This window comes from Microbacterium sp. SD291 (genome assembly GCF_017355365.1).
GTDB lineage: Bacteria > Actinomycetota > Actinomycetes > Actinomycetales > Microbacteriaceae > Microbacterium.
In genome coordinates, this window is the sequence record NZ_JADIJR010000012.1 from 1 (window position 1) to 12,837 (window position 12,837).

14 protein-coding genes are annotated in these 12,837 nt (G+C 69.1%); 6 read left to right on the forward strand and 8 right to left on the reverse strand.

Going from position 1 to position 12,837, the window contains the following annotated elements; translation table 11 throughout:
* Positions 1–261 precede the first annotated feature (261 nt).
* Positions 262–1,113 (forward strand): universal stress protein, encoded by an 852-nt coding sequence (locus IPV10_RS08655; protein WP_207482814.1) that lies wholly within the window; start codon positions 262–264, stop codon positions 1,111–1,113.
* Between the two features lie 32 nt (positions 1,114–1,145).
* Here the strand turns inward: IPV10_RS08655 and IPV10_RS08660 are convergent, their stop codons facing one another.
* Positions 1,146–1,781, reverse strand: a complete 636-nt coding sequence (locus IPV10_RS08660) for a response regulator transcription factor (protein WP_207482816.1) — start codon at positions 1,779–1,781, stop codon at positions 1,146–1,148.
* Positions 1,782–1,796: 15 nt separating this feature from the next.
* Complete coding sequence (locus tag IPV10_RS08665) at positions 1,797–3,491, reverse strand: GAF domain-containing protein (protein ID WP_207482818.1); 1,695 nt, start codon at positions 3,489–3,491, stop codon at positions 1,797–1,799.
* Between the two features lie 127 nt (positions 3,492–3,618).
* Here IPV10_RS08665 and IPV10_RS08670 point away from each other — a divergent pair, with 127 nt between their 5' ends.
* From IPV10_RS08670 to IPV10_RS08680, 3 genes are all read left to right on the forward strand, one after another.
* On the forward strand, positions 3,619–4,179 hold the full coding sequence (locus IPV10_RS08670) for a pyridoxamine 5'-phosphate oxidase family protein (protein WP_207482820.1): 561 nt from the start codon (positions 3,619–3,621) through the stop codon (positions 4,177–4,179).
* 75 nt (positions 4,180–4,254) lie between these two features.
* The gene (locus IPV10_RS08675) at positions 4,255–4,632 is read left to right on the forward strand and encodes a helix-turn-helix transcriptional regulator (RefSeq protein ID WP_207482822.1); all 378 of its coding nucleotides are present in this window, start codon (positions 4,255–4,257) and stop codon (positions 4,630–4,632) included.
* 1 nt (position 4,633) lies between these two features.
* Positions 4,634–5,614 (forward strand): SRPBCC family protein, encoded by a 981-nt coding sequence (locus tag IPV10_RS08680; RefSeq protein ID WP_207482824.1) that lies wholly within the window; start codon positions 4,634–4,636, stop codon positions 5,612–5,614.
* Positions 5,615–5,836: 222 nt separating this feature from the next.
* Here IPV10_RS08680 and IPV10_RS08685 read toward each other — a convergent pair whose 3' ends face one another.
* The 5 genes from IPV10_RS08685 to IPV10_RS08705 form a co-directional block, all read right to left on the reverse strand.
* Positions 5,837–6,754, reverse strand: a complete 918-nt coding sequence (locus IPV10_RS08685; RefSeq protein ID WP_207482826.1) for an SGNH/GDSL hydrolase family protein — start codon at positions 6,752–6,754, stop codon at positions 5,837–5,839.
* 81 nt (positions 6,755–6,835) lie between these two features.
* The gene (locus IPV10_RS08690) at positions 6,836–7,678 is read right to left on the reverse strand and encodes a ribonuclease H (protein ID WP_207482828.1); all 843 of its coding nucleotides are present in this window, start codon (positions 7,676–7,678) and stop codon (positions 6,836–6,838) included.
* A gap of 87 nt (positions 7,679–7,765) precedes the next feature.
* A complete protein-coding gene (locus IPV10_RS08695) occupies positions 7,766–7,990 on the reverse strand; it encodes a hypothetical protein (RefSeq protein ID WP_207482830.1) in 225 nt (74 codons plus the stop codon).
* Positions 7,991–8,024: 34 nt separating this feature from the next.
* Complete coding sequence (locus tag IPV10_RS08700; protein ID WP_242684800.1) at positions 8,025–8,375, reverse strand: protealysin inhibitor emfourin; 351 nt, start codon at positions 8,373–8,375, stop codon at positions 8,025–8,027.
* Positions 8,350–9,414: a M4 family metallopeptidase gene (locus tag IPV10_RS08705; RefSeq protein WP_207482832.1), complete on the reverse strand. Its 1,065-nt coding sequence runs from the start codon at positions 9,412–9,414 to the stop codon at positions 8,350–8,352. The genes IPV10_RS08700 and IPV10_RS08705 overlap by 26 nt, the downstream gene beginning before the upstream one ends.
* A gap of 104 nt (positions 9,415–9,518) precedes the next feature.
* Here IPV10_RS08705 and IPV10_RS08710 point away from each other — a divergent pair, with 104 nt between their 5' ends.
* Both IPV10_RS08710 and IPV10_RS08715 read left to right on the forward strand, forming a co-directional pair.
* Entirely contained in the window at positions 9,519–10,721 is a 1,203-nt protein-coding gene (locus IPV10_RS08710; RefSeq protein ID WP_207482834.1) for a hypothetical protein, read from the forward strand.
* A 43-nt stretch (positions 10,722–10,764) separates the two neighbouring features.
* The gene (locus tag IPV10_RS08715; RefSeq protein ID WP_207482836.1) at positions 10,765–11,988 is read left to right on the forward strand and encodes a hypothetical protein; all 1,224 of its coding nucleotides are present in this window, start codon (positions 10,765–10,767) and stop codon (positions 11,986–11,988) included.
* 405 nt (positions 11,989–12,393) lie between these two features.
* Here IPV10_RS08715 and IPV10_RS08720 read toward each other — a convergent pair whose 3' ends face one another.
* Positions 12,394–12,831: a hypothetical protein gene (locus tag IPV10_RS08720; protein ID WP_207482838.1), complete on the reverse strand. Its 438-nt coding sequence runs from the start codon at positions 12,829–12,831 to the stop codon at positions 12,394–12,396.
* Positions 12,832–12,837 lie beyond the last annotated feature (6 nt).

Genomic DNA, 12,837 nt, shown 5'->3' on the forward strand with positions numbered 1-12,837 from the left:
CTGGGCGGCTCTGATTTCGCTGTTCATCGGCTTCAGGCTCCTTGCTCGATCGCCACTTCGGTCGACGGACTCACGTACGTGCGTGTCCGGCCCCGGAGGGGCTTCCGTGATTGATCTCCCCATTGCAGCGGCAGGCAGCGCTCCTGGACGGGTCGAAGGTCCCGTGCAGGAGCACTGGCCGGGTGGACGGGACTTTCGGCCCGCAGAAGCGGTGCCCCTGAGACGTACGGTCGACCCGGGTGAATGAGGAGGGAGACCGCGATGGAACGCATCGTCCTCGGCTACGACGGCGGACCCGCGGCGGTCGCCGCGCTTTCCTGGGTGATCCGACGCGTCAACAGAAGGGTCGCGCGCATCGACATCGTCAGCGTTGTGCCGACGCACGCAGTGGATCGATCCTCGTCGCTCGAACACTTGGAGGCTGCAGAAGCCCGGCTCCGTGACCAGGCGCGGGGAACGCGCGTGGGATTGCATCGTCTCGAAGGCGATGTCGCCGATGGCCTGGCCGGGGTTGTCGACGACGCCGATATTCTCGTGACAGGGATCAATCTCGGTCGCCCGGTCCGCGCGAAGCTCGCGGGAGCGCTGCCCGTTCGCCTGAGTGCACGCGCAGACGTTCCGGTCGTTCTGGTTCCGTCAGACTGGACAGAGACGGGGGATCCCGTCACCGTCGGCATCGCCGCAGACGGCTCCTCTGATGCTGCGCTCGCATTCGCGGCGGCCGAAGCCGAGATCCTCGACGTGCCGACCCGACTGGTGCACTCGTGGCTGATGCCGACCCCGCGATTCGCTGAACCTCACGCGGTGCAGCCTACGCCGGAGAGCGTCGCGGAGGGCCACAGCAGAGTGCTCGACCGAGCTTCCGTGTGGGTCCTCGGTCACTACCCGAGGGCTGCCGTCTGCACCGAGCTGGTCCGCGATGTCGCGTCTGGTGCGCTGCTGAGCTATGCCGATCGGTCCTCGATGCTGGTGATGGGCACCCGACGCCTCGGTCCGCTCGCCGGCAGTCTGTTCGGATCGGTCACGCAGGAGGTTCTCTGGCGTGCTGAATGCCCAGTGGCGATCGTGCCATCCTCATCGCGGCCTCGACGCCCCCGGATCGGCTCGGCGTGACGGCGCCTGTGCCCCGCCATCGCGGATCCGGCTCACTCCGGCTCGTGCCCCAACTGCAATATCGCCGCCTGAGTTCGCCGCTCGAGGCCCAGCTTGCTCAAGAGCGAGGACACGTAGTTCTTGACGGTCTTCTCTGCGATGCCGAGACGCTCGCCGATCTGGCGGTTCGTCAGGCCGTCGGCGATCAGCCGGAGTATCTGACGCTCGCGCAGACCCAAGGACCCCAGACGCGGATCCTCCTCGTCAGCGCGCTGGCGGATCATGGCGGTCGCCTGATGGACAACTCGCGGGTTCATCAGAGATCGCCCGGCAGCAACGACCCTGACTGCCTCCACCAGTCGTTGACCGCCGATGTCCTTGAGCACATAGCCCGCGGCTCCTGCGAGGACCGCCGCGTTGACAGCAGCGTCGTCATCGTATGCGGTCAGAATCAGACACGCCACGCCAGACATGCGTGAGCGGATGTCTCTGCACAGGTCGATGCCGCTGCCGTCCGGAAGGCGAACGTCGAGCACGGCCACATCCGGCTGAGTGGCCTGTATGCGTCCGGTGGCTTGCTGCACGGAGCCCGCCTCTCCGATGACCTCGATGTCGTCGAAGGAGCCGAGGAGGTCGGCGAGTCCGCGTCGGACGATCTCATGGTCGTCGACCAGGAACACTCTGATCATCCTGCTCCCTTTCATCTACTCATCCGCGAGGGGTACCGACCACTTGGCCACAGTCCCTGTCTCGCTGGTGTCGAGAGAGAACTCACCGCCACGCGCGTTCGCGCGGTGGGCTACGTTGTCGAGGCCGCTCCGGCGTCCGGTCGCCGGGATGCCGACACCGTTATCCTCGACGCTGACGACGGCGAGACCGTCGACGACTCCCACTTCGACGGAGATGCGGTCGGCTTGGGAATGGCGAACCGCGTTGCTGAGGAGCTCACGCGCCGCGCCGAGGACGTCGGCGGCCAGTGGTCCGGTGATCGCGTGATCCACGGGACCGATGAAGCGGAAGACGGGCGGTCGGGTAAGTGACCCGGTCAGCTCGGCGACGGCGTCGATGATGTGGTGTCGGATCGAGCTGCTGTCGCTGTGGGACAACGCGAAGATGACGTTCCGGATCTGCGTGATCGCGTCGTCGAGCTGCGCGACGGATTCGTTCAACCGCTCTGTTGCGGGACCCGAGGGAAGGCCGCTGGCGACAGCCTGCAGGGTCAACCCGGTTCCGAAGAGCTGCTGGATCACATGATCGTGAAGATCCCGGGCTATGCGTCGACGGTCATCAGCGAGCATCGATCGCTGACCCTCCTCACGAGCGTGCGCGAGCTCCAAGGCGATGCTGGCACGGGAGGCGAGGTCCGCAGCGCTTTCCGTCTCCGTCGCCGTGAATCGACGACCCGATGGGCTGCGTGCGATGCACACCGCTCCCCACAACCGTGCACGGGTCCTCAGCGGTGCGACGAGCACCGGTCCTTCGGCGCCGTCTCGGGTCAGTCGCAGCGGGTCGTCGGTGGGCTCGCCGCGGGGGAGCGAGCGCGGCTTGCCGTCGCTCAGTACCGAGCCCGCGCAGACAGCGTCGGTTTCGAGGACGCTCCCGCGCAGTGTGGCCTCGCCTGGCCCGCGTGCGGCGGCAACTCTCACGTTCTTCCCCTCATCGTCGGTGAGGACGATTGTCACCTGATCGATGTCAGGAAGATCGAATATCCGGCCGGAGATGAGGTCGAGGGAAGTCTCGGTCGGCGATGAGAGAACTGATGACGAGAGCTCGGCGGCAGTCTTCATCCATCTTTCTCGAGTCCGTGCCTGATCAAGAAGTCGAGCGTTCTCGATCGCGAATCCGGCTGTGGTTGCCAGCGCCTCGATGAGTTGCTCGTCCTCCGATGTGAACTGACCTTCTCTTCGATTCGTGAGATAGAGGTTCCCGAACACCTCGCCGCGAACTCGAACGGGGACGCCGAGAAAGGAGTCCATCGGAGGGTGATGAGCGGGGAACCCCGATGCGCGTCGGTCACTGCGCATGTGTGAGAGGCGGATTGGGTGGGGCTCGACGATCAATGCTCCGAGAAGGCCGTGCCCGGTCGGAAGATTCCCGATGGCTGCGGCAGCCGACTCATCCAGCCCCACGTAGATGAACTCGTCGAGTGAGTCGCCTTCAGGTGATATCACGCCCAGGGCGCCGTACTCGGCGTCGACCAGCGCTACGGCCGCATCGACGATCCGACGCAGCACCACCGAGAGCTCGCTCTCCTCCACCACCGCCTGTGTGGCAGACAGCAAGGCTCTCAGACGTTCCTGCGTCGTCCGGACACGTTCTGCATGGGCGAGGAGACTCGCGATCGCCTCGTCGAGATCGAGGCGCGGGCCATCCGGGAACGACAGCTGCTGTTCCTCCATGCCACCCGGCTTTCTCTTGTCCCAGCCACGATACGACCGGTGCGCGGCTGGCGCCATCTCTGCGGGACCTTTGGCCCTTCCCCGTTCTCCCGCGGTCTGCTGCACTGATACGACGAAAGGACGAGACATGGCGATCGCACCCAGTGCACACCCTGGGCACCTGAGCACGGCAGAGTGCTGGCAATTGCTTGAAGGGCAGGACGTGGGCAGGCTGGTGATCCCCGGCAGAGATGCATCACCGCAGATCTTTCCCGTCAACTATGTGGCCCACGAGGGATCGATCTACATCCGCACGGCTTCGGACCTGAAGCTCACCAGCATCGAAGGCAGGAACGACGTTCTCGGTGCCTTCGAAATAGACGGCGGCGCAACAGAGGAACGATGGAGTGTTGTCGTTCGAGGCCCTGTGACCCATCTCAGAGACGAAGTTGAGATCGAGCGTTCGGGCGTTCGCCGTGTCTCCACATGGAGCCCGCGCTTCAAGCCTCACGTCGTGAGGTTGACAGCTCAGATCGTCACGGGGCGTCGCTTTCACCGCAATCCGGAAGCATTGTCGGCTGCGTCAGCGACATCTTCGCCCTCGACTCTCGGTTCGCCGGTGAGAACTGCCGTGTCGCGTGCCGATGAGACAGGACACCGAGAAGCTCGGCCGACTCGGATCCCTTCCTTTCCCCCGGCGCCATCGTAGATCTCGCACTGCGGCCCAACTCACCTTGCAATCAACTCTTGACACGGCATCCGCTTCGGCATAACGTACAACCAAATGGTTGCACAAATTGAACTGAGCGAAGCGGAGGTCGACCGTGTGTTCCACGCACTGGCGACGTCGACCCGGCGCGACATCCTGCGCCGGACGATCGAGCGTGAGCAGTCCGTCTCGACCCTCGCCTCCGAATACGAGATGTCGTTCGCAGCGGTGCAGAAGCACGTGGCGGTGCTCGAAGCCGCGAACCTCATCATCAAGCGCGCCGAGGGACGCGAGCGGCTCGTCCGCGCGAACCCCGAGATGATCGCCCGCGCCAGGGCGCTCCTCGCCCGTTACGAAGAGCTGTGGCGGTCGCGCATCGCCAGGCTCGACGATCTGCTGGCCGAGCCGGCATCCACGCAGCACGACACCGAACCGAATGAGCAGGGAGACTGACATGCCCGTCACCGACGTGATCACCGATACCGAGAACCTCACCATGACCGTCGTCGCGGACTTCGCGGCGCCCGTCGAGCGGGTCTGGTCCGCCTACAGCGACCCGCGCCAGCTCGAGCGCTTCTGGGGCCCTCCCGGATGGCCCGCCACCTTCACCAGCTGGGACCACTCCGTCGGAGGCCGCGCGAACTACACCATGAACGGGCCGCGCGGGGAGAGCTCCTCGGGTTCGTGGGAGTTCCTCGCGATCGAGGCGCCGAGCCGCTTCGAGGTCATCGACGCCTTCGCCGACGAAGACGGCGAGCCGCTTGAGAACTTCCCGGCGACACGCATGACGTTCGACTTCGAGCCGACCGCCGACGGCAGCCGCATGGTCACGAAGAGCTACTTCCCCTCGGTCGAGGCGCTCGAGCAGCTCGTCGGCATGGGCATGGTCGAGGGCCTCAAGATGGCGATGGCCCAGCTCGACATCGTGCTGCAGGACCTCCGCGAGTTCGCACAGGGCAAGGGCACCGAGGTCGAGCTGCTCGACGACACCCACGTGCGCATCACGCGCCTCGTCGACGGGCCGCGAGACCTCGTCTGGCGCGCCTACAACGAGGAGGAGCTGATGCGGCAGTGGATGCTCGGCCCGGACGGGTGGGAGATGACCGAGTGCGTCATCGCGACCACTCCCGGCGACACGCACCGCACGTCATGGGCGCCGGTCGGCGACACCGAGGGCGAGGCGTTCGGCTTCGAAGGCGAGGTGCTGCTCGTCGACGCACCGCGTCGCGCCGTCACCACCGAGCGGATGATCGGCACCGACGGCCCCGAGACGCTCAACGACCTCAACCTGTACGAGGAGGACGGCGCGACGCTCGTCACGCTGCTCATCGAGTACCCCGACAAGGAGACCCGCGACATGATCCTCGCCACCGGCATGGCCGAGGGCATGGAGGCGTCGTACGCCCGCCTGGAGAGCACGCTGCTCAAGGTCTGAGGTTCACAACTCCTCAGAGACCGGCCGGCTCCCTCGGGAATCGGCCGGTCTCGCGTGCAGGGACGGTGAATCTGAGGAGTCATGCCCGGCCGCCGCGCCATAACTCCGGAGAAGTGGCCGGATCAGTCGCGAATCAGCTGATTCTGACGCGTCGGCGGACGGGATCTCCGGAGTTGTGGCGCCGGATGCCTGGCCATGGACGCCCGGCGGCCCGGCATCCGCTCACCAGACCGTCTTGATCTGCCCGGTGTACGCCACGTACCCGCTGGCATTCGGATGGAATCCGGCCGCCGTGTTGAACCAGCTCCAGTCGTTGATCCACGGGCTCGCACTGCCGATCCCGTGCCCGGCGAAGGTCGCCTCGACATCCACGAACACCGCTCCGGCCGACTGCGCGCCCGCCCGGATCGCCACGTTGAGGGCGGTCGTGCTGGTGTTCACCTGCTGGGCGTAGGCCCTCGTGACCGTCGGCTCGAACAGCCGCGGATAGCCGGTCACGATGATCTTCGCGGTCGGCGCCTTGGCCCTGATCGCGTTCACGGTCGCGGCGATCCGGGTGGCCACCGTGCCGTCCTGCACCATCGCGTCGCCCGCCGCGATCGCCTGCGTGCACGCCGACGAGCTCACGATGATGAAGCAGCTCTGCATCACCGTGCCGAATCCGACGTCGTTGCCGCCGGCCGTCAGCGTGACGCGCGTCGTGTTCGCAGGCACCTGCGGGATCTGCAAGGACGCCACCTCGACCGTGGAGCTGCCGGAGCACGCGGGGCGCGCGACCAGATCGATCTTCCGGTCGGCATCGATGAGCGCGGGGTACCCCTTCGAGCTCACGTAGCAGGTCGTGCTGAGGTAGCTGCCGGCACCCTGGCCGGCCGCGTAGGAGTCGCCGAGGGCTGCATATGTCACGGAGCTCGGCTTGCCTCCGCCGCCTCCTCCGTTGCCGCCGGGTGCGGCGGACGCAGGGGCCGCCGCACCCACTGCGACGCCGGCGGCGACGGCGATCACGGCGAGAAGGCGGAGGGCCCGTCGTGCGGGCGATGGTACGGCGGATGCCGCGTCGATCCCGGACGGGATCGTGCGAGGGGCGTGGTCAGTCGCGTAGCGAAGGGCGCGGCCGAATCGGGTTGATCTGGCGCTCATGTCGCACACACTAGACCTGTAGTTCAGCGCTGCACAGACCCAGTTCTGGGGGTGGAATGCGGGCGGGCTGTCCCGGGCCGGTCAGATCAGGCGGCGCAGCGCCTCTTCGAGGGAGACGCCCTGCGCCTCGGCGCGGTCGGTCAGGCGGGCGTGCTCCTCGGCGGTGAGCGTCAGCCGCAGTTCGATCGGATCCGACTCCGGCGCATCGAGTCCGTCGAGCAGGTCGGAAGCCTCGGCCCACAGCGGCTCGATGAGCGACGCCGCTGCGGCAGGGGAGGGAGCGGATGCCGCGGCGGCGGCGTAGCCGGAGGCCCGGGCGGCGTCGCGGTCAGCTTCGGCGCGCGCCTCGGCGTCATCGATCCAGGAGTCGTCTGGCGCATCGGCGGGCTCGGATGCCGAGGAGCGGTCCGCACCCGCGGCGACGGCCGCAGCACCCGCGACCGCTGCTCCGGCATCCGTCGCCCTGGTGAATCCGGGGCCCCGCCTCGGCTCCTGCTTCTGCTGGTAGGCCCTCGCGGCGGCGTTCGCGCGCTCGTCGGCGGCCTCGTTCAGAGGGTGGCCCGCATGCCCCTTGACCCAGGAGAACTCGACATCGCGTCCGCGGATCGCCTCATCGATGCCCTCGAGCAGGTCGCGGTTGAGCACAGGCCCGCCGTCGGACTTGCGCCAGCCCTTGCGCTTCCACCCCGGCATCCACTTGGTCACCGAGTCGATCACGTAGCGGCTGTCGCACTCGATGAGCAGCTTCTCGTCGGTGCCGGCCGTGGCCAGCAGCAGCTCGAGCACCGCCCGCAGCTCGCCCTGGTTGTTCGTGCCGTGCGGCGAGCCGCCGGCCGCCCAGTTCGCGTCGTCGATGTACCAGGCCCAGCCGTTCGGGCCGGGATTGCCCAGGGCGGAGCCGTCTGCGGCGGCGGTGATCGTCATCCCTCAACCGTAGCCGCGCGCGGCGACACGGCCGTGCGCACACAGTCCGTCGCCCGGCCCGCACGAGAACCGCGGCGACAGCCGCGCTCAGCCCTTCGGCTCGCTGCTCTCGATCGTCTCGGCCTCCGGGGCGGGCGGCGCCACCGGGAACACGATCGAGCTCACATCCCCGGCTGTGCCGAAACCCAGGCTCAGCGGATCGATGGCGGGCGCGGCATCCAGCAGATCTGCCGTGCCGTGCTCTCGCGGCTCGGAGGGGAGCCCTGCCCACTGCTTCTCTTCATCCTCCGGGCGGTGCTGGAAAAGTCCCATGCATCCATTGTGCGCCCGAGTCGCGGAACCGGCGTCAGGTGCGCCGGTCCGCCGACGCGGCGCGGACGGCGTCGACGAGCTCGCGCCATGGGCCGTCGAGCGCGTCGTCCGGCAGTTCCTGCTCACGTCGCTCCGACGGGGTGCGGACGCGGATGCTCCATACGAAGCGGTCGGCCCCGCTGCCCTCGGGTGATTCGTCCCACGGGCACCGCTCGATCAGGGCGATCCAGTCCCCGGCCTCGGCCGGTTCCGGCTCGACCTTCCATCGCCGCCGGATGCCGGCGATGCCGCCGGTGCGCACGACCGCGATCACGACCCGCGCGCCGTTGCGTGCGGGGCGGTCGGCCGGCTCGTTCTCCTCAGCCGGCGTCCGGGACTCGCTCATCTGAATAGACTCCCACGGTCGTCCACGCGCGTCGAGCGGCATCCGCCACATCGTCGCCCACGCCGGCGGCCGCGGCCACGGTCGCGTCGGCGAACTCCGTGAAGGTGGCGGTGCTGGTGAGCGCGCCGGTCAGCGTGCGGTACCAGACGCTGCCCGCGGTCTCCCAGGCGTTGCCGCCGAGGTCGGTCGCGAACAGCGCGAATGCACGGTTCGGGATGCCGGAGTTGATGTGCACCCCGCCGTTGTCCTCGGTCGTGCGGACGAACCCGCTCATGTGCGCGGGCTGTGGATCCTTTCCGAGCTCGTCGTCGTCGTACGCGGTGCCCGGCTCGATCATCGAGCGCAGCGCCTTGCCCTGCACCGCATCCGTGAAGATTTCGGCGCCGATGAGCCAGTTCGCCTCCGCCGCAGACTGGCCCAGAAGATGCTGCTCGGTGAGCGCACCGAAGACGTCGGCGATCGACTCGTTCAGCGCACCCGGCTGCCCCTGGTACTCGAGGTTCGCGGTGTGCTGCACCACCCCGTGCGCGAGTTCGTGGCCGATCACGGTGATCGAGCCGGTGAAGCCGCGGAACACCTCGCCGTCGCCGTCGCCGAACACCATGCGCTCGCCGTCCCAGAAGGCGTTGTCGTAGTCGACGCCGTAGTGCACGCTGGCGTGCAGCGGGGCGCCGGCGTCGTCGAGGGAGTTGCGGGCGAACGAGGCGAGGAGCATCTCGAACGTCGCGCCGAGGCCGTCGAACGCCTCGTTCACCGAGACATCGGCCACCGGGTCGTCGTCTTCGGTCCGGACGACGGCGCCGGGGAGCTTCTGCGTGTTGCCCGCGTCGCTGATGGTGCGGTTCGGGGCATCCGACAGTGAAGCGACGAGGTCGCCGTTCTCGTCGATGGACAGGTCGAGGCGGGCGCGGAACGGCGGGCGCCCGGAAGTCAGCGTCTGACGCGCGGCAGCTGCGGCGCCGGGGAAGCGGCCGGATTCGGCCAGGCGCGCGAGCAGGTAGGAAGGGACGATTCCGGGGGATTCTGTGCGGCTGCTCATGGTGCGACCCTACGCCGGGCGTGTGACGTTCGGGGTGCGTCTCGCCGGAGTGGTCGGCGTCGCCAAGTTGATATTGAGAATCGTTCTCAATACAGTGGGATCCCGTGACTCCGACCTCCCGCACCTCCGCCGCCCTGCTCGTCGCGACCGCGCTCATCGTGGCGGGAACCACCGGCTGCGCACCCGCCGACGCGTCGGCGCCGGGCGCCGCCGCGCCGGCCGGGGACATCGTCGACGGGGGTGGCGCGGCCGAGGTGGCCGAGCCCGCACGCGCCCTGGTGATCGCCGATGAGGGCGGGGAGCTGACTCTCCTCGACCTCGAGACCGAGGAGCGCACCGTGATCGCCGCGAGCAGTGCCGAGGAAGGCGGGGCGGTCACCGGCGTCGACACCGACGGGCGCTTCCTGTTCGTCACCCGCGAGGCCGAAGAGGGCAGCACGGTGACGGTCACCGACTCCGGCCGCTGGACCATGCCGCACGGCGACCACTCGCACTACTTCCGCGGAGAGCCGCGGACACTCGGCTCGATCGAGGGCGACGGCGCCGTGACCGTCGGCATCGGCTCCGACGGCACCGCCGTGGCCTTCGCCGGCGGCCGCGAGCGCGTGGTCCTCGATCACGAGGCCCTCGCCGAAGGCGGAACGGATGCCGCAACGCGATCCGCCGCCGGGCCCTCGCTGCCGTTCGCGGGGGAGATCGTCGAGTTGACGCCGGCCGGCATCGAGCTGCCCGGTGCGCCGGTCACGCTCTGCGCCGAGCCGGCCGGCGCCGACATCACCCGCGTCGGCCTGGTGCTCTCCTGCGCCGGCGGGGCAGTCCTGATCACCCGCGAAGTCGGCGGCGCGCTCGCCGCGGAGACGATCCCTCATCCGTCCGGCGCGGATGCTCCGGCGATCGCACTGTCCGGTCGCGCCGACCGTCCGGATCTCGCCGGTGTCACGAGCGACGGCAGCGCGTGGCTCCTCGACGTGCGCGCCCGCAGCTGGACCGCGCTGCCCTCGGACGTCCCGCTCATCCGCGCCGCCGCAGTCGGCGACGACGACGCTCGCACGGTCGGGGTCGATGCGGACGGCGCCGTGCGCATCCTCGCAACCGACGGCAGCGTCATCGCCCGCACGGAGCCGCTGCTCGCGGCATCCGTCTCCGATCCGCTGCTCCGCGACCGCATGGAGCTGCTCGTCGACGCCGGGCACGCCTACGTGTCGGATGCCGCCGCCGGCGCCGTGCACGAGATCGACCTCGACGACGCCCGCGTCATCCGCTCCTTCACCGGCCTGCAGCCCTGGTCGATCGTCCAGGTCGGCTGAGAACCGCGCTCAGAGAAGAACCGAGAGAGAAAGAGAGAACGTCATGTTCCGCCCCACCAGTCCACGTCTGCACAGACCCCGCCTCGCGTTCGGCGCCCTCGCCGCCATCGCGGCGGTGACCCTCGCCGGATGCGCGGGCAGCACCGCACCGGCATCCACTCCGGATCCGGAGAAGCCCGCGGCGACCGAGAGCGGCACCCGCGTCGCCGTCGCCCATGACGGCGGCATCCTGGTCCTCGACGGGGAGACCCTCGAGCCCGTGGGTGACGCCGAGCTCGCCGGGTACCTCCGCGTGAGCGACGCCGGCGACGCCGCTGGACATGTGTTCGTCACCACAGACGGCGGCTTCCACCTGCTCGACACCGGACTCGCGTCCGGAACCGTCGAGTTCACTGGCGAGGTGTTCGATGCCGACGCCCCCGGCCACGTCACCCCGCACGCCGGCCGCACCGCTCTGTTCGACGACGCCACCGGCGACGTGCGCGTGTTCGAGACGGATGCCGTCGGCACCGGCTCCCTGCCCGAGTTCGACACCGTGAAGTCCGAGGCCGCGCACCACGGCGTCGCGATCGAGCTCTCCGACGGCACGATGCTGTCGACCATCGGCACGTCCGAATCGCGCTCCGGCGTGCGCCACCTCGCCGCAGACGGCAGCGAGCTCGCGCGCAGCGAGCAGTGCCCCGCCGTGCACGGCGAGGGTGCGCTGAAGGACGAGGTCGTGGTGTTCGGCTGCGAAGACGGCGTCCTGGTCTTCGCCGACGGCGCGTTCACGAAGCTCGACGCGCCTGACGAGTTCGGACGCGTCGGCAACGCGTACGTGACGGAGACGAGCGCGATCGCGGTCGGCGACTACAAGACCGATCCGGATGCCGAGGGCTACCTGCTCTCCGCGCTCACCCTGATCGACACCGCCGCGCAGACCCTCGACGTGGTCGACCTGCCCGAGGGCGTCGAGTACACCTGGCGCGGCGTGGGCCGCGACTCCCACGACGGCATCGTGGTGCTCAGCGCCGACGGCTCGCTCTACACGCTCGACGAGAAGGGCGCCGTGCAGGACTCCTGGAGCGTCATCGAGCCGTGGGAGAGCCCGGAGGAGTGGCAGCATCCGCACCCGGGCCTGCGCGTCGTCGGCGACATCGCGTACGTCACCGAGCCCGCGGCGAAGAAGGTGCTCGCGGTCGACCTGCACACCGGCGAGGTCGTCGCATCGCAGACCCTCGACGTCGTGCCGGGCGAGTTCGTGGTGGCAGGCGCAGCCGGCCACTGATTCTTTTCGCGGGTGGGGCGGGTCCGGTGCGCCGGGTCCGCCCCGTTGTCTGTTCGTGCGGCCGCTCGCGCGTGGTCTGTTCGTGCGGCCCCTCGCGTGATCGGGGACCTCGGATGGTCGTCCGGGGCGCGTGGGGGCGGCCATTCGGGGTACGCGGATGCCGGAGGCTCGGCAGCGCGCAGACCCGGATGCCGGAGGCCCGGCCCCTCGCGTGATCGGGGACCTCGGATGGTCGTCCGGGGCGCGTGGGGGCGGCAATTCGGGGTCCGCGGATGCCGGAGGCTCGGCAGCGCGCAGACCCGGATGCCGGAGGCCTGGCAGCGCGCAGACCCGGATGCCGGAGGCCTGGCAGCGCGCAGACCCGGATGCCGGAGGCCCGGCAGCGCGCAGACCCGGATGCCGGGATCAGGCGTGATCGACGCTCACCACGGTCGTCCGCGTTCCGGCGGATTCGTACCGCACCGGCATCCCCGGATGCGCGAGGGAGAACCAGAACGTGCCGCCCTCGGTGTCGTAGCGCAGGCAGTTCACGTCGCCGAGCGCCAGGGAGAGGATGCCGGTCGACACCGACGTCGTCTCCGCATCGAACGCGGCGTGCCCCTGCAGCTCCGCCCAGGTCACGCGGTTCGCTGTCATCTCCTCCGGTGACGCCTCAGGCCAGCGCTCCAGTGTGGCGCCCTCGGCATCCGTCTCCCTGAAGCGGTTGATCCGGAACTGGTGGGTCCCGTCGGGGAGATCGATGCGGATCCTGATCGTCTTGCCCTTGCCCGTCGCGTCGCGGATCTCCTCGGCGGTGAACGGCGTCGGCAGCAGCCCTGGGCCGATGATGCGCGGGTCGGTCATGCGCCC